The sequence below is a fragment of the Herbihabitans rhizosphaerae genome (assembly GCF_004216555.1).
GTDB classification, from domain to species: domain Bacteria; phylum Actinomycetota; class Actinomycetes; order Mycobacteriales; family Pseudonocardiaceae; genus Herbihabitans; species Herbihabitans rhizosphaerae.
In genome coordinates this window covers 175047-200813 of record NZ_SGWQ01000002.1, presented here as the reverse complement: position 1 = coordinate 200813, position 25767 = coordinate 175047, and the positions used below count along the sequence as shown (strand labels likewise).

Sequence of the window (25767 nt, the reverse complement as noted above, 5' to 3'; positions counted from 1 at the left end):
CGATGCCGCGCAGCCGACTCACGCTGGTCGCCGTCACCGTCATCGCGACGGCTCTCGCCGGGCTCGCGGTGCTCACCTCCGCACCGACCGCACAGGCGGCACCCAGCCTTCCGGACGACTTCATCGTCCAGGACATCGATACCGGCCTGCTCGGCGCGAGAGGCCCGCACGACCTCGGTGACGGGTTCACCGACTTCGCCTTCCTGCCCGACGAGAGCGTCATCGCGATCGGCAAGTTCGGCAAGGTCATGTGGCTGCCCGCGGCGGGAGCACAGCCGGACACTCCTCGGCAGATCGCCATGGTCCCCACCAACGGCAACGGCGACCTCGGCCTGCTGGGCCTCGCCATCGCCCACGACTACGCCGCGAGCCGGGCGATCTACACCGTCCGCTCCGTGCACGCCACCGGTCCGGGCACCGGCGTCAACGGCCTGTTCAAGCTGAGCAGGTGGACGGTCACCCTGAACGGTGCCGGCGAGCCGACCGGGCTCGCCGGCGAGCAGACGCTGTTCCAAACCTCCGCCGACATCGCGCTGCACGGCATGAGCACCGTCCAGGTCGCCGACGACGGCAGCCTGTTCGTGAGCCTCGGTGACTCGGCCCGCGCGGACGGCACCGACCCCGACCTCGCGCCGCGCGCCGGCGACGTCAACGTGCCCTACGGGAAGATGCTGCGCCTGCGCCCGGACGGCACCGGCGTCCCGACCAACCCGTACTTCGACCCGGCGAAGCCGCGCGCGGCGCGCAGCCTGGTCTATGCCAGCGGCTTCCGCAGCCCGTTCCGCTTCACCCTGGACCCGGCGTCCCGGCTGCCGATCCTCGGCGACGTCGGCTACAACACCACCGAAGAGGTCAACTTCGTCCGGCCGGGCAACGACTACGGCTGGCCCTGCTGGGAGGGCAACGCCACCACCCCCGGCTACCGCGAACTGGACGTGTGCAAGGGCCGCAGCACCGTCGCGCCACTCTGGAGCTACCCGCGCACGGCCGGCAACGCCGTGACCGGCGGCGTGGTGTACACCGGCGACAGCTACCCCGAGCGGTACCGCAACAAGTACTTCTTCGGCGACTACTCCCGCAGCCGCATCTGGACCATGGGCTTCGACTCCACCGGCGCGCTGATCACCCCGCCCGAGCAGGACGGGTTCGGCAGCGCCATCGGCGCACCGGTCAAGTTCACCACCATGCCGTCCGGCGGCGACGTGGTGTACGCCGACATCGCCGCCGGCAAGATCCGCAGGATCGTGTACGCGCCGGGCAACCACCCGCCGAAGCCGGTGATCAAGTCCACTGTGGACAGTGCGAGCCGGACGGTGGTGTTCGACGCGTCCGGGTCGAGCGATCCCAACGGCGACCCGATCACCTATCAGTGGGATTTCGGTGACGGCACAACGGGTTCCGGCGAGACGGTCAAGCACGTCTACGCCGCCGGCCCGGAGAGCTACCCGGTGAGACTGACCGCCACCGACACGCTGCTCGCCAGCGGTACCGCGACGACCACCGTGCACCCGTCGAACGCCCCGCCGAAGCTGACCGTCACCCAGCCGGATCCCGACCACCTGTACTCGGTCGGCGAGACGATCAGGGCACACGCCGACGCGACCGACCCGGAGGACGGCGCGCTGCCCGTCACCTGGTCGGCGAACCTGATCCACTGCCGTGGCGTCAACGACTGCCACACCCACCCCGGCCCGCAGCCCAGCGGTCCGGACTTCGCGCTGGTGTTCGACGGCCACGCGGGCGACACCTACCTTGAGGTCACCGCGTACGCCACGGACAGCAAGGGCGCGCTGACCAGCAAGGCGTTCCGGGTGAAGCCGAAGCAGCGGCGCATCACGGTGAACACCGACACGCCCGCCGGGTTCGTGATCGGTGACGAGCAGGCCGACTCGGCGCTGTTCACCGTCGGGATGACGCTGACCGTCGTCGCGCCCGAACTGGCGCAGGACGGTCTGGCCACCTTCGACAAGTGGTCGGACAACGCGCCGCGAGTGCGCACCTTCGTGGTGCCGGACAACGACATCACGTTCACCGTGGGCTATCTGACTCCGATCGCGCGCCGGTACGCCTCCGACGCGGGCGCGCGGGCCGCCGTCGGCGCGCTCACCAAACCGGAGCAGGGCGACGCGGCGGTGCGCTGGCAGGAGCACGCCAACGGCCGGCTCTACTGGTCGCCGGCGACCGGCGTGAAGTACGTGATCGGCGGAATCAACGCGGCCTACGTCAACGCCGGCGCGCACACCACCTACGGCGTGCCGGAGACCGACGAACTGTCCACAGGGGACGGTCGTGGACAGTACAACCTGTTCTCCGACAACAGATCGATCTACTGGACTTGGCCGACCGGCGCGCATCTGGTGCAGCACGCGATCAAGGACGCGTGGAACCGGGTCGGCGGCCACAAGTCCATACTCGGCTATCCGACCACCGACGAGATGATCACGCCGCAGAACACCGGGCGGTACAACCACTTCGAGGGCGGCTCGGTGTACTGGCACCTGCCGGCCGGCGCGTTCGAGGTGCACGGCGCGATCCGCGACCGGTGGGCCGCGATGGGCTGGGAGCTGTCCCCGCTCGGCTATCCGACCACCGACGAGACCGCGCCACCGGACGGCGCCGGACGGTACAACGACTTCCAGCGCGGATCGGTCTACTGGCATCCGACGGCCGGCGCGCACGAGGTGATGGGCGCGATCCACGGCAAGTGGTCCGAGTTGGGGCGGTCCGGCTCGGTGCTCGGCTACCCGACCACCGACGAGAGTGGCACGCCGGATCGCATCGGCCGGTTCAACCACTTCCAGGGTGGCTCGGTCTACTGGTCGCCGGCCAGCCAGGCGCACGAGGTGCATGGTGCGATCCGGGACCTGTGGGCGCACATGGGCTGGGAGACCTCCTGGCTCGGCTACCCGACCGGCGACGAGGCCGGAGTGTCGGGCGGGCGGCAGAGCAACTTCCAGGGCGGGTTCATCCGGTACGACTTCGCGACCGGGAGGGCCACCGCGTACCGGTACTAAAGCCGAGGGATACGTATACCTAATAGGTGGTTCCACGCACGCTTTAGCACCCGACCGCGCAGTACTTTCGACCTGCTGGGGTCGTGGTCCACTGAAAAGAGGGATGCGATGCGTGGCATGAGAGCCCTACTGCTGGCGGTACTGGCCTGCGGTGCGCTGGTCGTCGGAGCCGGCGCGGCGACTGCCGATTCGTCCACTTCGGACGGAACGTCCTCGGTCCAGGAGTTCCCCCGTCCCGGGTTTCCCTGATCCGAGGCGGGTCAGTCCCTGCTAGCCGCCTCCCCCGGGCCGTCCTTGTAGTAGGCCGCGTACAACTCGGCGACCTGCTCACGGTCGGCCCGGGGAGTCTCTTCCCTGATCGCGCGTGCGAGCCACGGCGGGTAGCCGTGCTGCACGATCTTGCGCTCGGAGGCGTCCTCGATGAACGCGAACGAGTAGAACAACCCGACGCCCATCGCCAGCAGCACCATCGGCCCGCGCAGTGACATCGGGATCGGGAGCAGCAACAGCAGCAGCCAGACCGAGTGCTGGACCAACGCCCGCGCGCCGTGCCACAGCACCCAGGTCGGCCGGGTCAGGTCGTACAGCACCCACTCGCGGTACGCGTGCGGCAGCCGGCCACCCCACGCGTACCACAGCCACCGAACCGGTCCGGGGCGCGTGGCCCACATACTTCGATGCTACGGCCCCGGCGACCTGAGCCGCGAGCCGTCAGGCGCCCGCGGCCTGTTTGAGTGCGGCGGCGCGGTCGGTGCGCTCCCAGGGCAGGTCGAGATCGGGACGGCCGAAGTGGCCGTAGGCGGCGGTGGGCGCGTAGATCGGACGCAGCAGGTCCAGGTCACGGATGATCGCCGCCGGCCGCAGGTCGAACACCTCGCCGATGGCTTGCTGGATCTTGGTCGGGTCGACCGTCTCGGTGCCGAAGGTCTCCACGAACAGCCCGACCGGGGCAGCCTTGCCGATCGCGTAGGCCACCTGCACCTCCAACCGCGTCGCGAGGCCGGCGGCGACGGCGTTCTTGGCCACCCATCGCATGGCGTACGCCGCGGACCGGTCCACCTTCGACGGGTCCTTGCCGGAGAACGCGCCACCACCGTGGCGAGCCATACCGCCGTAGGTGTCCACGATGATCTTGCGGCCGGTCAGTCCGGCGTCACCCATCGGACCACCGATCACGAACCGGCCCGTGGGGTTCACCAACAGCCGCACGTTCGACGTGTCCAACCCGAGTTCGGCGATCTCCGGCAACACCACCTGCTCGCGCACGTCCACCCCGAGCATCCGCTCCAGGTCGATGCCGTCCGCGTGCTGGCTGGACACGACCACCGTGTCCAGCCGCACGGCCTGATCGCCGGCGTACTCGATGGTCACCTGCGTCTTGCCGTCCGGCCGCAGGTACGGCAGCACGCCGTCCTTGCGCACCTTCGTGAGCCGCTTGGACAGCCGGTGCGCCAGCGCGATCGGCAACGGCATCAACTCGGGCGTGTCCGTGCAGGCATAGCCGAACATCAGACCCTGATCGCCAGCGCCCTGCCGGTCGATCTCGTCCAGCGCGTTCTCCAGGCGGGACTCGTAGGCGGTGTCCACGCCCTGGGCGATGTCCGGCGACTGCGCGCCGATCGCCACGTTCACACCACACGAGTTCCCGTCGAAGCCCTTGGCCGACGAGTCGTACCCGATGCCCAGGATCACGTCCCGCACGATCTGCGGGATGTCCGCGTACGCCTCGGTGGTCACCTCGCCGGCGACGTGCACCTGGCCGGTGGTCACCAACGTCTCCACCGCGACTCGGGACCGCGGGTCCTTGCCGAGCAGCCCGTCCAGAATCGAGTCACTGATCGCGTCACAAATCTTGTCCGGATGACCCTCGGTCACCGACTCAGAAGTGAACAGCCTGTGGCTCTGCGACTGGCTCACGGTTCCTCGTTTCATCTGGACAGCAGGTGTTACCACAGAGTACTGAGTCCAGCGGACGGTGAGGTCAGCGATCGCGCAGAGTGTGTATGGCGTCCCACACTTCGGTAGCCATCTGCGACTTCGAACCAAGAGTTATCGGCCGTTCATCACCAGTGGCGGAAAGCAGCCATCCGGAGTTCTCCTCGACCTCGAACGCCTTGCCCTCGCCGACGGCGTTCACCACGAGAAGGTCGCAGCCCTTGCGCTTCAGCTTGGCGCGCGCGTGGTCGAGCACATCGGCGCCGCTGTCGCCGGTCTCGGCGGCGAACCCGACGATCGTCTGGCCGTCGCGCCGCTTGGCGACCAGTTCGGCCAGGATGTCCGGGTTGCGCACCAGCGTCACCGGGTCGGGGTCGCGGTCGGTCTTCTTGATCTTGTGATCGGCTTTGCTCGCCGGCCGGAAGTCGGCCACCGCGGCCGCCATCACGACCACATCGGCGTCCGCCGACGCCTCGTGCACGGCGTCCCGCAACTGCTCGGCGGTGCCCGCGTGCACCAGCCGCACACCGGTCGGATCGGGCAGCGCGACGGTGTGCGCGGCGACCAGCGTGACGTCCGCACCGCGCTGGGCGGCCGTGCGGGCGAGCGCGTAGCCCTGCTTGCCGGAGGACCGGTTTCCCAAGTACCGCACGGGATCCAGCGGTTCACGGGTGCCGCCGGCGGACACCACCACGCGCAGCCCCTCCAGATCGCGCGGCAGCGCGTCGGCCCGGCTCAGCAGCAGTCGCGCGAGGTCGACGATCTCCGCCGGATCGGCCAGGCGCCCCTTGCCGGTGTCCTTGCCGGTGAGCCGCCCGCTGGCCGGCTCGGTGACGATCGTGCCGCGCGAGCGCAGCAGCGCCACGTTGTCGACCGTCGCCGGGTGCTCCCACATCTCGGTGTGCATCGCCGGCACCATCAGCACCGGGCAGCGCGCGGTCAGCAGCGTGTTGGTCAGCAGGTCGTCGGCGAGGCCGTGCGCGGCCTTGGCCAGCAGGTCGGCCGTCGCCGGAACGACCATCACCAGGTCGGCCCGCTGCCCGATGCGGACGTGCGGCACCTCGGGCACGTCGGTGAACACGTCGGTGTGCACCGGTTGCCCGGACAGCGCCTCGAACGTGGCCGCGCCGACGAAGTTCAGCGCGGCACGAGTAGGCAGAACCCGCACCTCATGACCGGACTCGGTGAGCCGACGCAGCACCTCACAGGCCTTGTAGGCGGCGATCCCGCCGCCGACGCCGAGAACGACTCGCGGGCGGTCGCTCACCGGAGGGACCTACTCGCCTTCGGTGTGCTCGAGCAGCCCGGTGTGGATCTCGCGCAGCGCGATGGACAGCGGCTTCTCGCGCGGGCCGGGCTCGACCAGCGGCCCGACGTACTCGAGCAGGCCCTCGCCGAGCTGCGCGTAGTAGTCGTTGATCTGACGCGCCCGCTTGGCGGCATAGATCACCAGCGCGTACTTCGAGCTGACCTTTTCGAGCAGGTCGTCGATGGGCGGATTGGTAATGCCCTCGAGGGTGGTGGACGTGTCGCCCTGGATGCCGAACTCGGTCGGAGTGCTCACTCAATCTCCCGTGACAGTTGGCTTGCCAACGACCAAGGTTACCAACTCGGTGGCGGCCACCCGCACGTCGGCGTTCTCCACGACCGCGTCGAACTCCTCGGCGGCCGCCAGTTCCTGCTTGGCCACCTCCAGCCGGCGGTGCACGACGGCGTCGTCCTCGGTCCCTCGACCGGTCAGCCGCCGCACCAGCGCCTCCCAGTTCGGCGGCACCAGCATGATCAGCTGCGCCTCCGGCATGGTCCTGCGCACCTGGCGCGCACCCTGCAGTTCGATCTCCAGAACGGCGGGGCGCCCGGAGTCCAGCGCGGCCTCGACGGGTGCGCGCGGGGTTCCGTAATTGTTGCCGGCGTACTCAGCGTGCTCCAGCAGTTCGTCGCGGGCCACCATGCGCGCGAAGGCGTCGCGGTCCACGAAGTGGTAGTGGTCGCCGTCGACCTCACCGGGCCGTGGCGGCCTGGTGGTCACCGAGACGCTGAAGTAGATGTCCGGCCGCATCGTGCGCAGCTCGGCCAGCACGCTGGACTTGCCGACGCCGGAGGGGCCTGACACAACAGTGAGCCGGGGCCGGGCGCGAACGCCCGACCCCGGCTCGCCGTTGCTGTTGAGTCGGCTTGTCACTCGCCGCTGAACTCGGCCAGCAGCGCCTTGCGCTGCCGCTCGCCGAGACCACGCAGACGCCGGCTCGGAGCGATCTCCAAGCGCTCGATGATCTGCTGTGCACGCACCTTGCCGACGCCCGGAAGGGCCTCCAGCAAAGCGGTGACCTTCATCTTGCCCAGGACCTCGTCATTGTCAGCCTGCTTGAGCACGTCAGCCAAGGTGGTGCCGCCGCGCTTGAGGCGCTCCTTGAGCTCGGCGCGAACACGTCGGGCGGCAGCCGCCTTCTCCAATGCTGCGGCCCGCTGCTCCTCGGTCAGCTGGGGAAGGGCCACGATCTCCTCCGTGGGGTGGGGTTTCCTCTGGATCGGTGCGGCGACGTTACCGACCTTGGGTTTCTCCTGACAACGCGGGTCCACCTTGTTCGGACGGTAACCGTGCGGCCACCTCGAACATACCCACAGTAACGAAATGCAGGTATGCCCGCTAGGGACGAACCTCGATCATCTCACGAAAACGGCGCGCTTCGGGCGGTTGAGCGGGCCTAAACCCCGTGGCCGAGGGCCGTCAGTGAGTCGCGCACGCGCAGCGCGGCCGTGCGCAGTGCCGCGGCGTCCGGGCCGTGCCGCAGGATGTCCCGCGAGGACGCCGGCAGCACGTGCCGCAGGCTGTCGCCGAACACCCGCACAAGATCACCGACGCCGGCTCCCTGGGCACCGAATCCCGGCGCCAGGATCGTCCCGTTGAGCTTGGACAGGTCCAACCCCGTCTCCCCGACCGTCGCGCCCACCACGAGGCCCACGGAGCCGATCGGGCTCACCCCGTGGTTCCGCTCGGACGCACTGTCCACAATGGACTGGGCGATCGAGCGGCCGTCGCCGGTGCGCGCCCGCTGCACCGAGGCGCCCTCGGGGTTGGAGGTCAGCGCGAGCACGATGACGCCGCGCCCGGTCCGCTCGGCGAGATCCAGCGCCGGGTCGAGTGAGCCGAAGCCGAGGTACGGCGACAGTGTCACCGCGTCCGCGGCCAACGGCGAGCCCTCGGCCAGGTACGCCTGCGCGTAGGCGGCCATCGTGGAACCGACGTCGCCCCGCTTGACGTCCAGCAGCACCAGCGAGCCGGCCGCGCGGCACTCGGCGATCAGCCGCTCCAGCACGGCGATCCCGCGCGACCCGTACGCCTCGAAGAACGCCGACTGCGGCTTGATCACCGCGATCTCGCCGGCGAACGCCTCCACGCAGGTGTCGGCGAACCGCGCCAGGCCGTCAGCGTCCTCGGTGAGCCCCCAGTCCGTCAACAACGACGGGTGCGGGTCGACACCGACGCACAGCGGCCCGCGCAGCGACACCGCCGTGGTCAGCCGCGCACCGAATGGCGCCCTCATGACATTACTGCGACGACCAACGCCGACCACGATTCCCCGCCGACCCACAGTGCGCCAGCGTCACGGTTCTTGGAATCACGGACACCCACGCGGTCGGCCGAGATGCGGCACTCCACGCAGTTGTCGTCAGCGCCACCGCTGAAGCTGCTCTTGAACCAGCCGGTGTCCTCTGGCCTGCGAGTCATGACGAGTTCTCCTGTAGCTTTCGGCGGATCAGCGTTGCCGTGTCCGCAGGATCCCGAGCGAGTCGCTGAACCTTCCGGAACGCGCGCAGCATAGCCGCCGTGTCCTCCTCGTCGTCGTGGTACGTCGACGGCCCGTAGGCGGTCGAGGCGAAGGCGACCCTCGGCGCGGAACCGGCGAAGTCGAGCACCACGATCCCGCCGTTCGCGACGGGATTTCTGAGGCTCATCCCCCGTTTCAGCACTTGGATCGTGATGCGCTGGTGCTGCTTGACCAGATACAGCAGGTGCTCCAGTTGCTCACGCATCACGGTCGTGTCGTCGTCGACGTCCAGCGCCTCCTCGGCGACGACGAACTCCAGCTTCTTGGAGGTCTGGGCTTCCAGCACCTTGATCTGGCGCTCGCGACGGAAGGCGAAGCGGTTCTCCACCTCGATCTCCGATGTCGGCCAGAAGACTCCGTCGCAGGCACTCGTCACGGCACGGATGTAACTGGGCGATTGCAGCAGCCCGGGTACAACACCCGCGCCGTAACAGCAGATCGCCGCAGCCTCAGCCTCCATGTCCGCGAGTCGCTGGAAGGAGCCGGGCAACGTGTCCGCGTAGGCGCGGTACTCGTGACTCTCCTTGGCGCTGCGTCGCTGCCGCCGTCGTGCCCGTGCACCCAACTCCAGGAGCGTGTCCCGCTCACCGCCACGCACGTCGAGGTAGTCCAGCACCCGCTCCAACTGAGCTGGGCTGAGCGTCGCCGAGCCGTCCTCGACCTTGCTGATCCGCGAGTCGCTCTGGCCGATCAGCTTGCCCACGTCGGCCTGCGACCTGCCGCGCGCGACCCGGTGGCGTTTCAGGGACAGGCCGAGCTGCCTGCGCTCCACCGTCTGTCGAGCGCCCATGCACCAACCTCACTCGTTCGGGGTAATGACCCAAGGGGCAACTTCCCGCTAGATTCTAGAGGAACCTTCCTCTTACAGGTTCCATGGCAGCCACCTCCGCGACCGGACGAGTTTAGGCCGTGGACCACCGTCACGCCGTGCCAACACGCCACACCACGGGAGCAACGATGTTCACTCACAACGGAATCGCAGTCAGCGCATGGGTCAGCCTCGACTCGTCGTGCAGCATCAAGCAACACGTGTTCGCCGATGCGCTGGAAATCGAGTTCGGCTCCGGCGTCGACTCCCTGGGCCTGTCCGTCTCCGAGGACATGGTCGAAAAGCTCGCGACCGCTTTCCAGGAAGCCAGCACACGATTCCGCGACCATGCCGACCACGAGAACGTCGCATAGTGAAAGGAAAGACTCGACAATGAACACAACGCTTTTCACGACGATCCGTTGGTCCCGGTGAGCGCACAATTTCCGCTGACCCGTCCAGGTTTGGCGGCGGTGGACAACACCGAAGCGCCGTCCGTCTGAAACACGACCATTCGGTCTTTCGGCACGTGCGCGTGATGCCGGACCGACACGAGGTGGTTCCCGCGACAGCTCACCGTGGACGCCAAGTTGGGCGGCGGACGGTGGTCGGGCGCTGCGGACTCCTCACCGATCGGTGGCGCTGGAATCGCTGCGATCGACCTGGCATCGGAGTCCTGCGGCGATTCGAGTTCCCGGGCAGGACGCGAGCACGCCAACCGGGAAGCCAAGTTGGGGTTCGGCGGCGCGCTCTCGTCCGTGCCGTTGCGCTGGGTCAACCACCCGCACCGGGCGGCCGATGCGGTGTACAAGCCGCTGCAACTCGCCGTCGCCGCCCGGTGCGGACTCACCGTGTCGCGCACCCTGATTTCCAATGATCCCAACACGGTCCGCAGGTTCGCCAAGGGCAGCAAGACCGGTGTCATCAACAAGACATTGGGCACCAGCCGGGTCATGGCGGACGGATCTCGGAAGGTCGATTCACTCGGCGGCTCACCGACGAGGACCTGTCCGAACACCACCGAGATCGACGGCACTTCAGAAACGACGGCACCTCAGAAACACTGTGTCAGTAAGTCGAAATCACTCAGACACACTACATGTATCTCCAGACACTTAACCCGTTGCACGGCAGAAGAAAGGAATAATCATGCCGACAACAGGGCTTTCGTTCGTATGGCTTGAGGGTCACCGGTAAGTGTCAACTCCATTGCACTCATTGCTACGCCGATTCCGGTCCGCACGGGACAAATGGAGTCATGACCGAAGCGGATTGGACGAGGGTCATCGATCAGTCCACCGCGCTCGGCGTAAGAATGATCCAATTCATCGGAGGGGAACCAACCCTGCACCCATCACTGCCCGACCTTGTGGAGCACGGGCTAGGAAACGGGTTGGGAGTCGAGGTGTACAGCAACCTCACGCACATCACACCACAGCTTTGGGACGTGTTCAGCCAACCGGGCGTGCGCCTGGCCACCAGCTACTACAGCGACCAACCCGGCCAGCATGAGAAGATCACGAAAGGGCGCGGCAGTTATACGCGCACGAAAGCCAACATCGTCGAAGCGCTGCGCCGTGGTATCCCCTTGCGGGTCGGTGTAGTCGACATCCACGACAGCCAGCGATCAGACCATGCTGCCGCAGAACTGAAAGCCCTTGGTGTTGAAGAAATCGACACCGACCGGCTACGGCAGATCGGTCGCGGCATCCGACAACGGAAACCGGATTCCATGCAGCTATGCGGAAATTGCGCATCCGGGGTTCTGGCGGTATCTCCGACCGGCGCGGTATGGCCCTGCGTCTTCTCCCGCTGGCTTTCCATCGGAAACGTGCAAGATTGCTCGCTATCGGATATCGTCAACGGCAAGCGCCTTCACGAGGTGCGCGACGAACTAGCGGCGAGCTTCCGCAAGCGCGGAGCCGCCGCGAAGTGTGATCCGCGATGTGAGCCGTACACAGCGGGATGCCATCCTGAGTGCAACCCCTCGTGCAGTCCTCGGTGCAACCCCATCAGTTGCCGGCCGAACTGCCTACCGCCTAGGAAATGACGAAACCCACCTCGGCAGCGAGCTGCCCAGCCAGCGTGACCGCCTGGTCCTCGGTTATCGACGCCCCCGCCAACGTCAGCAGACCCGACGCACCAACCAAGCGCGACGAAGTCATATCGCAGTCCACGGCCCGGCGGGCCTGGAACTCCGCCCCAGCGAACTCGCACTCCGAAAACACCATTCCGGACAGGTCGCCGCCGAGCGTGGCCTCCCTGAACGTGCACCGATGGAACACGACCACGCCACGCTGCCGTTCCACATCAACGCGCGCGTAATCAAGCTTGCAATCCTCAAGATAGAGGTCTTCCGCCTTGACCAGTCCCAATCGCAGACCAATCGCTTGGCAGCCAACGACTTCCACTCGCCGCGCCGACGCTTGCTCCCATGATGCGTTCGACACGGCGACATGGCGGAGGGCGACGTCTGACAACTCAAGCTCTGTGAACCGGGATTCTGCCAACGATGACTGCGATACCACCACATGATGCAGCGAACCCTGCCCAACCACGGCAGACTGATCAACGTCCTCTGCCTGGCAATCGCTGTACACAAACGGGCCGGACAGAGAGAGGTCCGAGGACGGCAAGTCCTCGACATCGATCGGACGCCTCACCGACTTACCGGCAACCGTGCGAAAGTCCATACCAGACCCTACATCGACGAGAACTATAGGAGTCGAAAGCCTCCAGCACCAACTATCTCGAAACGGAGACAAGTCGGCGACCACGGGCAGCGGCGGAGCAAATGGGCAGACCTTGAACTGGTCGCTCACTGGCGGCGCTACCTCGACGACCCCTCTTTCTACCTGAGGCACATCACCGAGACATGAGCGACACGACGGACGCCGACGAGCAGTTCGCCGCATGGATGCGCGACAACCTCGCCCACGCCGCCGACCACTTCGGGCTCGTGCTCGCGGGCGAACCCGTCTACGGCTGGCGACTCCGGTCGATCGGGAGCCGCGCCTACAGCCAGGACGGCGATCGTTGGCTGCGGGTCGTGTCCCAAGAACTCGAGTGGGCGCAAGGAGATCATTGGACCGGAACTCTCGACGCGAACACAGTCACCGGTATTGCCAAACCTCGCGTACTCGATGTGTATGAGTGGTCCGAGTTCGACTGGCGAAATCAGCGCGCCGAGGTCATGACCTTGCTCTCCGGCAAGCCGTGCTCGCCCACCGACGTACTGCGCACGGACCCCGATCTGTCCGACACCTGGTGGGAACATCTGGCCCAGGCGCTCGATCAGCTCAGCCGCGTGCCGACCAGTCGCGTCAACGCCGACCAGGCCAAGGTCGCCGAACGGATCACGGAACGCTTCGGCCCCAACGCCGACACCACCGTCACCAGATGGGAGACCGTGCACGGCGATCTCCATTGGTCCAACCTTTTCCGTCCCCAGTTCGGGCTCCTGGACTGGGAACTGTGGGGGCGTGGCCCCGAGGGAACCGACGCCGCGACGCTGTACTGCTTCAGCCTGGCGCGCCCGCCCACGGCGGAACGCGTTCGCGCCCTGTTCGCGGACAAACTCGATTCACGCGGCGGACGTGTTGCCCAGCTCTGCGTGATCGCGCGGCTCCTTCGACGCATCGACGGCGGCGACTTTCCCGACCTCGCGGACCCGCTCGCGGCGCATGCGGAAACGCTGCTGCGCCGCTGAGTGCGCCGCTATCGCTTCGCCCCCAACGCGGCCTGCAGTTCCTGCAGCGAGCGCACGCCGATGTCCTGCCGGATCAGCGCCTCGATGCCGTGCACGGCCGCCGCCGCGCCCTGGATCGTCGTGACGCACGGGATATCGCGGGACACCGCGGCGGTGCGGATCTCGTAGCCGTCCACGCGCGGGCCGGAGTTGCCGTACGGCGTGTTGATCACCATCACCACGTCGCCGGCGAGAATCCGGTCCACGATGTTGTCCTCGCCCTCGAAGTGCTTGCGCACGACGGTGCACGGAATCCCGTTGCGCCGCAACACTTCCGCGGTTCCGGTGGTGGCCAGGATGTCGAATCCGAGGTCGGCGAGCCGTTTGACGGGGAACACCATGGCGCGTTTGTCACGGTTGGCGACGGAGACGAAGACGGCTCCGGTGGTGGGGAGTGAGCCGTAGGAGGCAGTTTGGGACTTGGCGAACGCCTTGCCGAAGGACACGTCGATGCCCATCACCTCGCCGGTGGACTTCATCTCCGGCCCGAGCAGCGAGTCGACGCCGTGGCCCTCCGGGGTGCGGAACCGGTGGAAGGGCAGCACGGCCTCCTTCACGGCGACCGGCGCGTCGGCGGGCAGCTCGGCGCCGTCTCCGGTCGGCGGGAGCAGGCCCTCGGTGCGCAGGTCGGCGATCGAGGTACCGAGCATGATCCGCGCGGCGGCCTTGGCCAGCGGTGCCGCCGTCGCCTTGGAGACGAACGGCACGGTCCGCGACGCGCGCGGGTTGGCCTCCAGCACGTAGAGCACGTCGTCCTTGAGCGCGTACTGCACGTTGAGCAGGCCGCGCACGCCCACGCCCTTGGCGATGGCCTCGGTGGACCGGCGGACGGCTTCCAGATCGGTGCGGCCCAGCGTGATCGGCGGCAGCGCGCAGGACGAGTCGCCGGAGTGGATGCCGGCCTCCTCGATGTGCTCCATCACGCCGCCGATGTACACCTCGTCGCCGTCGCACAGCGCGTCCACGTCGATCTCGATCGCGTCGTCCAGGAACCGGTCCACGAGCACCGGGTGCTCCGGTGACACCTCGGTCGCGCGCGCGATGTAAGAGGCCAGCGCCGCGTCCTCGTACACGATCTCCATGCCGCGCCCGCCGAGCACGTAGGACGGCCGCACCAAAACCGGGTAGCCGATCTCGTCGGCGATCCGCTTGGCGCCGGCGAACGAGGTGGCGGTGCCGTACTTGGGCGCGGGCAGCCCGGCGGAGGTGAGCACCTCGCCGAAGCTGCCGCGGTCCTCGGCGAGGTGGATCGCCTCGGGCGGGGTGCCCACGATCGGCACGCCAACGTCGGCCAGCCGCTGCGCGAGCCCGAGCGGGGTCTGCCCGCCGAGCTGCACGATCACGCCGGCGAGCGTGCCGGCGGTCTGCTCGGCGTGCACCACCTCGAGTACGTCCTCGAAGGTGAGCGGCTCGAAGTACAGGCGATCGGACGTGTCGTAGTCGGTGGACACCGTCTCCGGGTTGCAGTTGACCATCACGGTCTCGAACCCGGCATCGCGCAGCGACATCGCGGCGTGCACGCAGGAGTAGTCGAACTCGATGCCCTGGCCGATCCGGTTCGGACCGGAGCCGAGGATGATCACCTTCGGCCGGTCGCGCTGCTCGGTGATCTCCGACTCGGCGTCGGGATCGAGTTCGTAGGCCGAGTAGTGGTACGGCGTGCGCGCGGCGAACTCGGCCGCGCAGGTGTCCACGGTCTTGAACACCGGCCGGATCCCGAGCCGGTGCCGCAGCGCCCGCACGCCGTCCTCACCGGCCAGCTCCGGCCGCAGCGCGGCGACCTGCCGATCGGCGAGACCGGCCCGCTTCGCCTTGCGCAGCAACAACTCCGACAGCACCGGCGCGTCCACCAGCTCGCCGCGCAGCTCCACCAGGGAGGCGATCTGGTCGATGAACCACGGGTCGATCCCGGACGCGTCGTGCACCTGCCGCACGGTCGCGCCGAGCCGCAGCGCGCGCTCCACGGTGTACAGCCGGCCGTCGTGGCCCTTGCCGAGCGCGGCCAACGCGGAGTCCACTGTGGACGGATCAGGGTCCGGCCGGGTCCAGAAGCCGGTCGCCTTGGTCTCCATGGAGCGCAGCGCTTTGCCGAGCGCCTCGGTGAAGTTGCGGCCGATCGCCATCGCCTCGCCGACCGACTTCATCGTGGTGGTCAGCGTCGGGTCGGCGCCGGGGAACTTCTCGAAGGCGAACCTCGGCACCTTCACCACGACGTAGTCCAGCGTCGGCTCGAACGACGCCGGGGTCTCGCCGGTGATGTCGTTGCGGATCTCGTCCAGCGTGTAGCCGACGGCCAGCTTGGCGGCGATCTTGGCGATCGGGAAACCCGTGGCCTTCGACGCGAGCGCGGACGAGCGCGACACCCGGGGGTTCATCTCGATCACCACGAGCCGCCCGGTCTCCGGGTGCACGGCGAACTGGATGTTGCAGCCGCCGGTGTCCACCCCGACCTCACGCAGCACGTCGATGCCGACGTCTCGCATGTGCTGGTACTCGCGGTCGGTGAGCGTCATCGCCGGCGCGACCGTCACCGAGTCGCCGGTGTGCACGCCCATCGGGTCGATGTTCTCGATCGAGCAGATGACCACGACGTTGTCGTGCTTGTCGCGCATCAGCTCCAGCTCGTACTCCTTCCAGCCGAGCACGCTCTCCTCGATCAGCACCTCGGTCACCGGCGACTCGTCCAGCCCGGTGGACGCCAGCCGCTCCAGCTCCTCCGGCGTGTGCGCCATGCCGGAGCCGAGCCCGCCCATGGTGAACGACGGCCGGATGACCACCGGCAGTCCAAGATCGGCGACGGTCTCCCGCACCTCGGCCATCGAGTGGCACACCCGCGACTGGGGTGTCTCCGCCCCGACGGCGGCCACGATGTCCTTGAACTTCTGCCGGTCCTCACCGCGCTGGATCGCGTCGATGTCCGCGCCGATCAGCTCCACGCCATACTTGTCCAGCACGCCCCGCTCGTGCAGCGCGACGGCCGTGTTCAGCGCGGTCTGCCCGCCGAGCGTGGCCAGCACCGAATCGATCGGCGTCCCCGCCTCCTGCTCGGCGGCGATCACCTTCTCCACGAACTCCGCGGTGATCGGCTCGATGTAGGTGGCGTCCGCGAACTCCGGGTCGGTCATGATCGTCGCCGGATTGGAGTTCACCAGCGAGACGCGGATGCCCTCCTCGCGCAGCACCCGACAGGCCTGGGTACCCGAGTAGTCGAACTCGCAGGCCTGCCCGATCACGATCGGCCCCGAGCCGATCACCAGCACGTGCTGGATATCCGTCCGTTTAGGCATCTGTATCTCCGCTCACCAGGCGCCGCAAGCCATCACGAAATACCTGAAAGCTTCGCGATCTGTTCTTATCAACGTCCATGTGGACCGCGATTTCCTCTGCTGCGGTCAACTTCGCCAGCCGTTCGCGGTGACACCCGTGAGCCTGCAGCACTCGCTCCAGTGCCTCCCACGTTCCGCCGCGAATCGCATCTGGATCGCGGTAGGCTGCCTGCTGTCCAATACTCGCCGGCAATCTCGGGTACGCCGCGCGAAGCGCGTCGACCTCACCGAAGAACCAGGCCTCCAGTTCCTCGATCACGACCCGATTTAGTACGGTGCCCACTCGCCCTCGTGAAGCAACAGCCAGTCCACTCGACTCCGCAATGTCATCGAGCCGGTGCTTCAATTCCTTGCAGTCGTCATCATCCCGATCAACAAGGATGACTACTTTGTGACCAGCTACGGGCGCCCATGTGGCATAGCCACGCAAGCGCTGAGGAAGCTTCTTCAACAGCGCGGCCTTACCGGGGAAGCTCACTGGATTGACCTGCACACCGGGAACGATCTTCGGCATGAGGATTCGCAAGGCAACTTCCGCAGAGGGCTCTTCGAGCAACAACTCCACCGTGACCGGCGACGAAGGTCTCACGGGGAGTCCTCCTCGGCGATACCGCCCCGGAAGTACCCCTCGGCCCACAGCTCCCCCAGTGAGCCACCGGCGTCGAGCATCGCCATGAGTCTGGGCTCATCCGCCGCGCGCCGCACGCGCGCGTACCCATCGTCATCGCGATACAGCGCCCACAGCTCGTCTGGCCGAACGGCATCGACGAACCTGGGCGCGTGTGTCGCAACAAGCACTTGTCGATCCGCCGAAGCGAAGCGGAACTCCTCGGCAAGGCGATAGTGCATCCGAGGATGCACGTTGTTCTCCGGCTCCTCGACCATCAGCGCGGACGCCCGTGGTTGCCTGAGCGCAACCAACTGTGCCAACAACCGCAGGGTTCCCTCCGAAACCGCGTCTGGATCGGCATGCTGTTCGAAGGCAAAGTCCTTTGTTTGTACTATCAACCAACCGTTGTCATCCGAGCCAAGGGCGACGGAATCAAGCTTCGGGACAAACTTTCGCAGAGTACGTTCGAGCTCATCATGTGCGTCGGGACCGCTATTCCACAGTCTCGCCACAGCCGAGGCGAGATTCGAGCCGTCAGAAAACAGCCCATACTGCTCGCCTGGGTCCGCTGCACCTGCTCGGACGCGAGCCACCTCGATGTTCACCTGTCGCCACCTCAGAATGAACCGCCGAAGTTCCGCGATCTCCCGGTAACGATTGATCCGACCAAACGTATCTAGCGCCAGCAGGCTAGCGTCGGCGAGCACTTCCGACTCTTGGTTGGCGTTCTCGTCGTAGGTAACACCGTTTCCGTTTCGAAACTCCAGCAACGGGCGCAGCTCAGAATCAGCCGATTGCCACGACAGAATCTCGTCAATCGGCACCTCCGCACTGTCGAACGAGAGGCGGTAGTGGAATCGGCCGGCCTCGGAGCGGACATCCAACTCGATCGCCACCGGCCCCTCCGAGCCGAAGGTGCGCAGCTCCCCGAAACCGCCCCGAGCGCCCACCGCCGTGCCGAGCCCGTCCTCAACCGCCTCGGCGAGGAACGCCAGCGTGTCGAGAACGGTCGACTTCCCGCTGCCGTTCGGACCGAGCAGAACCGTCAACGGCGTGAGATCGGACAGGGTCACATCCCGCAACACCCGATAGTTCCGGACACTGAGCCGGTCGATCAACATGGTCATCAGGACACCTTCGCCGACTTCGTCATGAGCTCGCAGAACTCGTCGAACAGCGGCGCCGCGTCGTGCGGGCCGGCCGCCGCCTCCGGGTGGTACTGCACGGAGAACGCGGGCACGTCCAGCGCGCGCACGCCCTCCACGCAGCCGTCGTTCGGGCAGTAGTGACTCACCTTCGCCGCGCCGAACGGGGTGTCGAACCGCTCCCCCGGCTCACCCGCCAGCGCGAACCCGTGGTTCTGCGCGGTGATCGCCACCCGGCCGGTGTCCACATCGATCACCGGGATGTTCACTCCACGGTGGCCGTAGCGCAGCTTGAAGGTGCCCATACCCAGTGCCCGCCCGAGAATCTGGTTGCCGAAGCAGATCCCGAACAGCGGAATCCGCCGCCCCAGCACCGCCTTTGTCAGCTCCACCGTGTCGTCCATCGCGGCCGGATCGCCAGGGCCGTTGGACAGGAACACGCCGTCCGGCTCGATCGCCAGCAGATCGTCCACTGTGGACGTCGACGGCAGCACGTGCACCTCGATACCGCGCTCGGCCATCATCCTCGGCGTGTTCGACTTGATGCCGAGATCGATGGCCGCCACCCGGAACCGCTTGTCGCCCTTGGGTTTCACCACGTACGGCTTCACGGTGGAGACATCTCCGGCGAGGTCGGCGCCGACCATGGACGGGCTGTCCAACACGCGCGCCACCATGTCGTCCACGCTCGCCAGCTCGTCGCCGGAGAACACGCCCGCCCGCATCGCCCCGCGCTCACGCAGGTGGCGGGTCAGCATCCGGGTGTCCACACCGCTGATGCCGACGATTCCCTGGCGGGCCAGCTCCTCGTCCAGCGTGCGCTTCGACCGCCAGTTGGACGGCGTGCGCGCGGGATCGCGCACCACATACCCGGCGACCCAGATCCTGGCCGACTCGTCGTCCTCGTCGTTCCACCCGGTGTTACCGATGTGCGGCGCGGTCTGCGTGACGATCTGCCGGTGGTAGGACGGGTCGGTCAGCGTCTCCTGATAGCCCGTCATACCGGTACAGAACACCGCCTCGCCGAGCGTGGCGCCGAGCGCGCCGTAGGACTCGCCGCGCAGCACCTTGCCGTCCTCGAGCACCAGCGCCGCTGGAGACGTCGCGCTCATGAGACCGCCTTTCCTTGTGCGCCAACGAGTTCGGTGATCGCGTCGGACCACTCTGGGTAGACGTCCTTGTCGTCGCCCCGGAATCCGGTATCCAGCAACTGCTCGCCGAGCCGCCAGCGGATCACCAGCACGCCGTCGCCGCCCATCACCTTGCCGGCGTGTCCGGCCGAGGTCCGGCTCTGCACCAGTGACTCGGCGGGGATCCACACCGGGCTCGCGCCGTCCCGCTCGACCAGCAGGCCCGCGTCGTGCAGTCGCAGCGTGGCGGCGGAGCGGTGTCCGATGTCGCCGATCGCGATCCGGTCCTGCCAGCTCGCGTCGGTGGTGGTGCTCGCGTACACGCCGGTCGTGGTCAGCCGCTCGGCGCCGAGGTCGGCGGGCGGTTCGGGGAACGGCGGCAGCACGGCGGCCTGGCGTCGCGCGCGGTTGCGGTAGCCCCACAGCATCCCGGCCACGCACAGCGCGAAGATCGCCGCGATGAGCAGCACCAGCAACGTCCTGGTCATCGGTTCACCTTTCCCTCTCGCACGGTGATCTCCCCGCGCAGCAGCACGGTGTCGATCACGGCGGGCAGCTCCATGCCCTCGTACGGCGTGTTGTCCGCGAGACTCGCCAGCTCGGCACCACGCACCGTCCAGGTCGTGTCCGGGTCGACCAGCACCAGGTTCGCCGGCTCGCCGACGGCGATCGGCCGGCCCTGGTCGGGCAGTCCGGCGATCTCGGCCGGTCGCTCGCTCATCACCCGGGCGACCCCGCGCCAGTCGAGCAGGCCCGGTCGCACCATTGTCTCCACCACGATGGACAGCGCGGTCTGCAGTCCGAGCATCCCGGGCCGGGCAGCCGACCACTCACAGTCCTTGTCCTGCGGGGCGTGCGGCGCGTGGTCGGTGGCCACGCAGTCGACCGTGCCGTCGGCCAACGCCTGCCGCAGCGCCGCCACGTCGTCGGACTCGCGCAGCGGCGGGTTGACCTTGTTCACCGGGTCGAACGTGGCCAGCCGCGCGTCGTCCAGCAGCAGGTGGTGCGGACACACCTCGGCGGAGACGTCGGTGCCGCGCGCCTTCGCCCACCGGAGGATGTCCGCCGTGCCGGAGGTCGACACGTGGCAGACGTGCAGCCGCGCGCCGGCCGCCGCGGCCAGCAGACAGTCCCGCGCCACGATCGACTCCTCGGCGACCGCGGGCCACCCGGCGAGCCCGAGCCGCGCGGCCTGCTCGCCCTCGTGCGCCTGCGCGCCGACGGTCAACCTCGGCTCCTCGGCGTGCTGTGCGATCACCACGTCCAGCGCGGTGGAGTACTCCAGCGCGCGACGCATGATCAGCGGATCGTCCACGCAGTGGCCGTCGTCGGAGAACACCCGCACGTTCGCCGCGCTGCGCGCCATCGTGCCCAGCTCGGCGAGCCGCTTGCCCTCGAGCCCGACGGTGACCGCGCCGACCGGGTGCACGTCGACCAGCCCGACCTCCTGGCCGCGCCGCCACACGTGCTCCACGATCACCGCGTTGTCCGCGACCGGATCGGTGTTGGCCATGGCGAACACGGCGGTGTACCCGCCGAGCGCGGCGGCGACCGATCCGGTCTCGATCGTCTCGGTGTCCTCGCGGCCCGGCTCGCGCAGGTGCGTGTGCAGGTCGACGAAGCCGGGCAGCGCGATCATGCCGCGCACGTCCACCGCCTCGGCGTCACCCTCGACCGTGGACCCGATCTCAGAACCAACAGCCTCGATCACGCCGTCGCGGACCAGCACGTCCACCGGCTCGCCCTCGCCGTACGGCCGGATTCCCTTCAACACCAACGGCTTCACGCCGCCTCCTCTTCTCCGGCCAGCAGGTGGTACAACACGGCCATCCGCACGTGCACGCCGTTGCGCACCTGCTCGGTGATCACCGAACTCGGCGAGTCGGCCACCCGCGAGGCGATCTCCATGCCGCGCAGCATCGGCCCCGGGTGCAGCACCGCGGCGTGCTCCGGCAGCAGGCCGAGCCGCTTCTCGTTGAGCCCGTAGTGGATCGAGTACTCCCGCGCCGAAGGAAAGAATCCGCCGTGCATGCGCTCGGCCTGCACGCGAAGCATCATCACCGCGTCGGCGGTCGGCAACTCGGCGTCCAGGTCGTGCGACACGGTGGCCGGCCAGGAGCGCACGCCGGCCGGCAGCAGCGTCGGCGGCGCGACCAGCACCACCTCGGCGCCCAGCGCGCTCAACAGGTGCACGTTCGACCGCGCCACCCTGCTGTGCAGCACGTCCCCGACGATCACCACCTTGCGACCGTCCACAGTGGACAGCCGCTCGCGCAGGGTGGCCGCGTCCAGCAGCGCCTGCGTGGGGTGCTCGTGCGTTCCGTCGCCGGCGTTCACCACGCTGGTGCCCGCCTCGGCCAGCCAGCCGGCCAGCCGGTGCGCCGCCCCGGAGGCCGGGTGCCGCACGATCACGCAGTCCGCGCCGGCCGCCGCAAGGGTGAGCGCCGTGTCTCGCAGCGACTCGCCCTTGCCGACGCTGGAGCCGCCGGAGGAGACGTTCACCACGTCCGCGCTCATCCACTTGCCGGCGATCTCGAAGGAAACCCTTGTCCGGGTGGAGTTCTCGTAGAACATCGTGATCACTGTGCGGCCGCGCAGCGTGGGCAGCTTCTTCACCTCGCGCCCGAGCAGTGTCGCCTTGAGCCGCTCGGCGGTGTCCAGGATCGTCGTCGCGGTGCCGACGTCGAGCCCCTCGGTGGCCAGCAGGTGCTTCACGACACCACCTCGGTCTTGCGGCGCAGCAGCACCGCGTCCCGCTCGTCGGTCTCCGTGAGCAGCACGGCCACCTCCTCTTCGCGCGACGTGGGCACGTTCTTACCCACGTAGTCGGCCCTGATCGGCAGTTCGCGGTGGCCACGGTCGACCAGCACGGCGAGTTGCACCGCGCGTGGCCGGCCGTGGTCGCGCAGCGCGTCCAACGCGGCTCGGATGGTGCGCCCGGAGTACAGGACGTCGTCGACCAGAACCACCAGACGGCCATCGATCCCGTCGTCGGGCAGCGACGTCTGCTCCAGCGGGCGGTTGGGCCGGCGCCGCAGGTCGTCGCGGTACAGCGTGATGTCGAGCACTCCGGCCGGCACGGTCACGCCGCTGAATTCGGCGACCCGGCCGGCGAGCCGGTGCGCGAGAGGGGCACCGCGAGTGGGGATCCCGAGTAGCACGATCGGCGGAGCGTCGGACGCGCCGAGTGCGGTCTTCTCGATGATCTGATGGGCCATTCGGGCGACGGTGCGCGCGACGTCCCCGGCCGAGAGCAGCTCACGCGGCTCGGCCGGATCCGTCGCGCCACGGTTGCGCGGCGCCACGGAGGACCTCCTTCCCCGCCTCTCGGGACGGGTCGTTAAAGGATGTCGATCTACCCTCGGACCTGGGGCTCTATCGCACGGTATCAGGCGAAACGGATCCACCATCCGGGTGGTGTGAGGCGTTTCGCCCACACGGACCACCGAGATCAGCTTGACCTGGTGACAACCGTGGGTAACCATTACTCTGCGTATCGATCTGAGGAAGACCCTGTTGGCCGGTCCGGACCGACAGGGCGAACGAACGGAGAACCGCCACATGGGCGACTACGCCAAGGCGCTGGGAGCCAAGCTCCGAGGTATTCGGCAGCAGCAGGGCCTGTCCCTGCACGGCGTCGAGCAGAAGTCCGGCGGCCGCTGGAAGGCCGTCGTCGTTGGTTCCTACGAGCGGGGCGACCGCGCGGTGACGGTGCAGAAGCTGGCGGAGCTCGCCGACTTCTACGGGGTGCCCGTGGTCGAGTTGCTGCCGGAGGGCCGGGTGCCGTCGGGTGCGGAGCCCGCAACGAAGATCGTGATCAACCTGGAACGTCTGCAACAGCTACCGGCCGAGAAGGTCGGGCCACTGGCGCGGTACGCGGCGACGATCCAGAGCCAGCGCGGCGACTACAACGGCAAGGTGCTGTCCATTCGTACCGAGGACCTGCGGTCGCTGGCGATCATCTACGACATGACGCCCGGCGAGCTGACCGAGCGCATGATCGACTGGGGCGTGCTTCCTCCGGAAGCTCGTCCGTCCAAAGAGGACTGAACAACGCGCGGGCTGCCTTGACTTGATCAAGCTCAGGGCAGCCGCACGCGGAGAAACCTCGGTCGGTACAGGTAAGGCCGGTCGCCGAGCCGCCGCAGGTCGGTGAAGTTCTGGCACACCGAGACCACGACGCTCCCGGGCTCCGGGAGCAGGTCCGGGTGCGCCAGCGCGAGATACTGGATCCGTCCGGCTTCGATGTCGGACGGGATCTTGGCCAGCGGCGGGCTCGGCGTGAACGGCCCTGTCGGCGAGGGCGCGCGCCACACCACCAAGTCCTCACCGAGGAAGTCGTCCTTCTTGCTCAGCGCGTACCAGGTGCCGTCCCGCGAGAACACCGACAGCGTCTGTGACACTCCCCCGGTCGCCGGGATCACCTCGGCGGCCCGGCCGGCGTCGCGCTGCCACGCCCGACCGTCCCAATAGGACCAGCCGGCCGGGTTCTCGATCTCCTCGATACGCACCCGCGCCACCCGCAACGACCATCCGAACGCCTTGGGCGCACCAGGAGTGGCCGTGCCGTAGACGTACACCCAATCGCCCGCGACGGCGGTCGCCGCACCCCAGGTCGGGTGTGACTTGTCCGGGTCGTCCGGCCCCATGTCGCGCATCCGCACGAGCCTCGGCATACCGCCGCGCGGCACCTCGAACAACGCGAACGCCGGCCCGAGATGGGTGAACTCCAGCGCGCTCGCTCCGGTGCGAACCCGTTGTGCCGCAACGCCTACGAGGTCATGGTCGCCCCGGTGCACCACGCCGGTCGACATGGGCCAGTAGCCGACGCCGTCCGGCCGGTCGGGCATCATCGCGCCCCGGTCCGGCGGGATCACCACGGTGGCGCAGGCCGGCCCGAAGATCAGCATCGAGTTGTGCGTGAACCGCTGGCCGGCGAAGTTCGGCGCACGCACGGTGTCCCCGAACACCCACAGCCGCCGGCCGTCCTGCAGGGTCACCTCCGCGCCCACGTCGGCGCCCTGAAAGCCCTCGACCTCGCGGTACCCGGCGACCACCGCGTTCAGGTCCTCGACCGTGCGCGGCTCCTTGACCGGCACGCACACGGGAGCCGCCTGCGATGGCGGGGACGGCGCCGGCCGTTCGGCAGGCGCGGCGCACGCCACCAGCGCGATCGCCAGTGGAATGATCAGCCGCCGCACGGCTGTCATGATCTCAGCGGGTGGCGCGGAGCTGGTCGGCGATCATGGCGATCCGGCCGAGCACGCCGTTGACGAACCGCGGCGAGTCGTCGGTGGACAGCGACTTGGCGATCGCCACCGCCTCGTCGATCGCCACCGGATCCGGCACGTCGTCGGCCCACAGCAGCTCGTACAGCCCCAGCCGCAGCACCGCGAGATCGACCTTCGGCATCCGGTCCAGCGCCCAGCTCTCCGAGTGCTCGGCGAGCAGCTCGTCGATCCGGTCCCGGTTGGTCACGACGCCCTCGACCAAGGTGACCGTGTAGTCGTTCACCGGCGGCACGTCGGGTGAACCGACCCGCTCGCTCACCATCGTGACGGCGTCGACCTTGCGAACATCCGCCTCGTAGAGGATGTCGACAGCGCGCTTGCGCGCCTTGCTGCGAGCTCCCACTAGGACGTGACTCGTCCCAGGTACCGGCCGTCGCGGGTGTCGACCTTCACCTTCTCGCCGGAGTTCAGGAACAGCGGAACCTGGATCTCCGCGCCCGTCTCCAGAGTGGCCGGCTTCGTGCCACCGGTGGACCGGTCGCCCTGCAGACCCGGGTCGGTGTGCTCGACGATCAGCTCGACCGAGGTCGGCAGCTCGACGAACAGCGGGGTGCTCTCGTGCACCGCGACGACGGCCAACTGGTTCTCCAGCATGAACTTGGCCGCGTCGCCGACGGTCTCCGCCGGGATCGTGATCTGGTCGAAGGTGTCGCCGTCCATGAACACGAAGTCGGCGCCGTCGCGGTACAGGTAGGTCATCGACCGCTTGTCGACCGTGGCCGTGTCGACCTTGGTGCCGGCGTTGAAGGTCTTGTCGACAACCTTTCCGGACAGCACGTGCTTGAGGGTGGTGCGCACGAACGCGCCGCCCTTGCCCGGCTTGACGTGCTGGAACGCGGTGACGGTCCAGAGCTGGCCGTCGAGGTTCAGCACGAGGCCGTTCTTCAGGTCGTTGGTCGAAGCCACGGGTTGGTCTCTCTGTCGTTTTAG

28 protein-coding genes are annotated in these 25767 nt (G+C 68.0%); 7 read left to right on the top strand and 21 right to left on the bottom strand.

All coding sequences use genetic code 11. From position 1 onward, the window contains the following. The first annotated feature begins 2 nt into the window (after positions 1–2). Positions 3–3014, top strand: coding sequence for a PQQ-dependent sugar dehydrogenase (locus tag EV193_RS06470; RefSeq protein WP_130343088.1), 3012 nt, complete (start codon positions 3–5; stop codon positions 3012–3014). Positions 3015–3131: 117 nt separating this feature from the next. Continuing rightward, complete coding sequence (locus EV193_RS34390; protein ID WP_278044161.1) at positions 3132–3263, top strand: hypothetical protein; 132 nt, start codon at positions 3132–3134, stop codon at positions 3261–3263. An 11-nt stretch (positions 3264–3274) separates the two neighbouring features. Here EV193_RS34390 and EV193_RS06465 read toward each other — a convergent pair whose 3' ends face one another. From EV193_RS06465 to EV193_RS06425, 9 genes are all read right to left on the bottom strand, one after another. Beyond that, on the bottom strand, positions 3275–3685 hold the full coding sequence (locus tag EV193_RS06465; protein ID WP_130343087.1) for a DUF5313 family protein: 411 nt from the start codon (positions 3683–3685) through the stop codon (positions 3275–3277). A 40-nt stretch (positions 3686–3725) separates the two neighbouring features. Further along, positions 3726–4946 (bottom strand): methionine adenosyltransferase, encoded by a 1221-nt coding sequence (metK, locus tag EV193_RS06460; protein WP_165401266.1) that lies wholly within the window; start codon positions 4944–4946, stop codon positions 3726–3728. Positions 4947–4995: 49 nt separating this feature from the next. Then, the gene (gene coaBC, locus EV193_RS06455) at positions 4996–6216 is read right to left on the bottom strand and encodes a bifunctional phosphopantothenoylcysteine decarboxylase/phosphopantothenate--cysteine ligase CoaBC (RefSeq protein ID WP_130343086.1); all 1221 of its coding nucleotides are present in this window, start codon (positions 6214–6216) and stop codon (positions 4996–4998) included. Positions 6217–6225: 9 nt separating this feature from the next. Further along, on the bottom strand, positions 6226–6513 hold the full coding sequence (gene rpoZ / locus EV193_RS06450) for a DNA-directed RNA polymerase subunit omega (protein WP_207222533.1): 288 nt from the start codon (positions 6511–6513) through the stop codon (positions 6226–6228). Further along, the gene (gene gmk, locus EV193_RS06445) at positions 6514–7131 is read right to left on the bottom strand and encodes a guanylate kinase (protein ID WP_130343085.1); all 618 of its coding nucleotides are present in this window, start codon (positions 7129–7131) and stop codon (positions 6514–6516) included. Beyond that, positions 7128–7445 (bottom strand): integration host factor, actinobacterial type, encoded by a 318-nt coding sequence (gene mihF, locus EV193_RS06440; protein ID WP_130343084.1) that lies wholly within the window; start codon positions 7443–7445, stop codon positions 7128–7130. The genes gmk and mihF overlap by 4 nt, the downstream gene beginning before the upstream one ends. A 209-nt stretch (positions 7446–7654) precedes the next feature. Beyond that, positions 7655–8494: an orotidine-5'-phosphate decarboxylase gene (pyrF, locus tag EV193_RS06435; RefSeq protein ID WP_130343083.1), complete on the bottom strand. Its 840-nt coding sequence runs from the start codon at positions 8492–8494 to the stop codon at positions 7655–7657. Beyond that, positions 8491–8679 (bottom strand): DUF397 domain-containing protein, encoded by a 189-nt coding sequence (locus EV193_RS06430; protein WP_130343082.1) that lies wholly within the window; start codon positions 8677–8679, stop codon positions 8491–8493. The genes pyrF and EV193_RS06430 overlap by 4 nt, the downstream gene beginning before the upstream one ends. Then, positions 8676–9569, bottom strand: a complete 894-nt coding sequence (locus EV193_RS06425) for a helix-turn-helix domain-containing protein (RefSeq protein ID WP_130343081.1) — start codon at positions 9567–9569, stop codon at positions 8676–8678. Before EV193_RS06425 ends, EV193_RS06430 begins: the two co-directional genes overlap by 4 nt. A gap of 137 nt (positions 9570–9706) precedes the next feature. On the opposite strand from EV193_RS06425, the gene EV193_RS06420 reads away from it, so the two are divergent. From EV193_RS06420 to EV193_RS06410, 3 genes are all read left to right on the top strand, one after another. Further along, positions 9707–9961, top strand: coding sequence for a hypothetical protein (locus tag EV193_RS06420; protein WP_130343080.1), 255 nt, complete (start codon positions 9707–9709; stop codon positions 9959–9961). A gap of 204 nt (positions 9962–10165) precedes the next feature. Further along, entirely contained in the window at positions 10166–10771 is a 606-nt protein-coding gene (locus EV193_RS06415) for an MvdC/MvdD family ATP grasp protein (protein ID WP_130343079.1), read from the top strand. Continuing rightward, complete coding sequence (locus EV193_RS06410) at positions 10768–11637, top strand: radical SAM/SPASM domain-containing protein (RefSeq protein WP_130343078.1); 870 nt, start codon at positions 10768–10770, stop codon at positions 11635–11637. The genes EV193_RS06415 and EV193_RS06410 overlap by 4 nt, the downstream gene beginning before the upstream one ends. On the opposite strand, the gene EV193_RS33185 is transcribed toward EV193_RS06410, so the two are convergent. Next, positions 11627–12280, bottom strand: coding sequence for a pentapeptide repeat-containing protein (locus EV193_RS33185; RefSeq protein ID WP_165401264.1), 654 nt, complete (start codon positions 12278–12280; stop codon positions 11627–11629). The two genes, EV193_RS06410 and EV193_RS33185, sit on opposite strands and share 11 nt — an antisense overlap. Positions 12281–12504: 224 nt before the next feature. On the opposite strand from EV193_RS33185, the gene EV193_RS06395 reads away from it, so the two are divergent. Continuing rightward, positions 12505–13296, top strand: a complete 792-nt coding sequence (locus EV193_RS06395; protein WP_242613180.1) for a protein kinase family protein — start codon at positions 12505–12507, stop codon at positions 13294–13296. An 8-nt stretch (positions 13297–13304) separates the two neighbouring features. Here EV193_RS06395 and carB read toward each other — a convergent pair whose 3' ends face one another. Genes carB through pyrR form a run of 8 tightly spaced genes read right to left on the bottom strand, consistent with a single transcriptional unit; the run spans position 13305 to position 22851 of the window. Next, on the bottom strand, positions 13305–16622 hold the full coding sequence (gene carB, locus EV193_RS06390) for a carbamoyl-phosphate synthase large subunit (RefSeq protein WP_130343075.1): 3318 nt from the start codon (positions 16620–16622) through the stop codon (positions 13305–13307). After that, entirely contained in the window at positions 16615–17250 is a 636-nt protein-coding gene (locus tag EV193_RS06385) for a DUF4276 family protein (protein WP_242613179.1), read from the bottom strand. Before EV193_RS06385 ends, carB begins: the two co-directional genes overlap by 8 nt. Then, positions 17247–18398 carry an AAA family ATPase gene (locus EV193_RS06380; RefSeq protein ID WP_130343074.1) on the bottom strand — a complete coding sequence of 384 codons (1152 nt, stop codon included), beginning with the start codon at positions 18396–18398 and terminating at the stop codon, positions 17247–17249. The genes EV193_RS06385 and EV193_RS06380 overlap by 4 nt, the downstream gene beginning before the upstream one ends. Then, entirely contained in the window at positions 18398–19528 is a 1131-nt protein-coding gene (gene carA, locus EV193_RS06375; RefSeq protein ID WP_130343073.1) for a glutamine-hydrolyzing carbamoyl-phosphate synthase small subunit, read from the bottom strand. The genes EV193_RS06380 and carA overlap by 1 nt, the downstream gene beginning before the upstream one ends. Next, positions 19525–20034 carry a PH-like domain-containing protein gene (locus EV193_RS06370; protein ID WP_130343072.1) on the bottom strand — a complete coding sequence of 170 codons (510 nt, stop codon included), beginning with the start codon at positions 20032–20034 and terminating at the stop codon, positions 19525–19527. Before EV193_RS06370 ends, carA begins: the two co-directional genes overlap by 4 nt. After that, the gene (locus EV193_RS06365) at positions 20031–21332 is read right to left on the bottom strand and encodes a dihydroorotase (protein WP_130343071.1); all 1302 of its coding nucleotides are present in this window, start codon (positions 21330–21332) and stop codon (positions 20031–20033) included. The genes EV193_RS06370 and EV193_RS06365 overlap by 4 nt, the downstream gene beginning before the upstream one ends. Further along, positions 21329–22261, bottom strand: coding sequence for an aspartate carbamoyltransferase catalytic subunit (locus EV193_RS06360; RefSeq protein WP_130343070.1), 933 nt, complete (start codon positions 22259–22261; stop codon positions 21329–21331). The genes EV193_RS06365 and EV193_RS06360 overlap by 4 nt, the downstream gene beginning before the upstream one ends. Further along, entirely contained in the window at positions 22258–22851 is a 594-nt protein-coding gene (gene pyrR / locus EV193_RS06355) for a bifunctional pyr operon transcriptional regulator/uracil phosphoribosyltransferase PyrR (RefSeq protein ID WP_130343069.1), read from the bottom strand. Before pyrR ends, EV193_RS06360 begins: the two co-directional genes overlap by 4 nt. A 256-nt stretch (positions 22852–23107) precedes the next feature. Here pyrR and bldD point away from each other — a divergent pair, with 256 nt between their 5' ends. Next, entirely contained in the window at positions 23108–23596 is a 489-nt protein-coding gene (bldD, locus tag EV193_RS06350) for a transcriptional regulator BldD (RefSeq protein WP_130343068.1), read from the top strand. A gap of 32 nt (positions 23597–23628) precedes the next feature. On the opposite strand, the gene EV193_RS06345 is transcribed toward bldD, so the two are convergent. Genes EV193_RS06345 through efp form a run of 3 tightly spaced genes read right to left on the bottom strand, consistent with a single transcriptional unit; the run spans position 23629 to position 25743 of the window. Further along, complete coding sequence (locus EV193_RS06345) at positions 23629–24756, bottom strand: DUF4185 domain-containing protein (RefSeq protein WP_130343067.1); 1128 nt, start codon at positions 24754–24756, stop codon at positions 23629–23631. Between the two features lie 4 nt (positions 24757–24760). Then, the gene (gene nusB / locus EV193_RS06340) at positions 24761–25180 is read right to left on the bottom strand and encodes a transcription antitermination factor NusB (protein ID WP_130343066.1); all 420 of its coding nucleotides are present in this window, start codon (positions 25178–25180) and stop codon (positions 24761–24763) included. Continuing rightward, the gene (gene efp / locus EV193_RS06335; protein WP_130343065.1) at positions 25180–25743 is read right to left on the bottom strand and encodes an elongation factor P; all 564 of its coding nucleotides are present in this window, start codon (positions 25741–25743) and stop codon (positions 25180–25182) included. Before efp ends, nusB begins: the two co-directional genes overlap by 1 nt. Between the last annotated feature and the right edge of the window lie 24 nt (positions 25744–25767).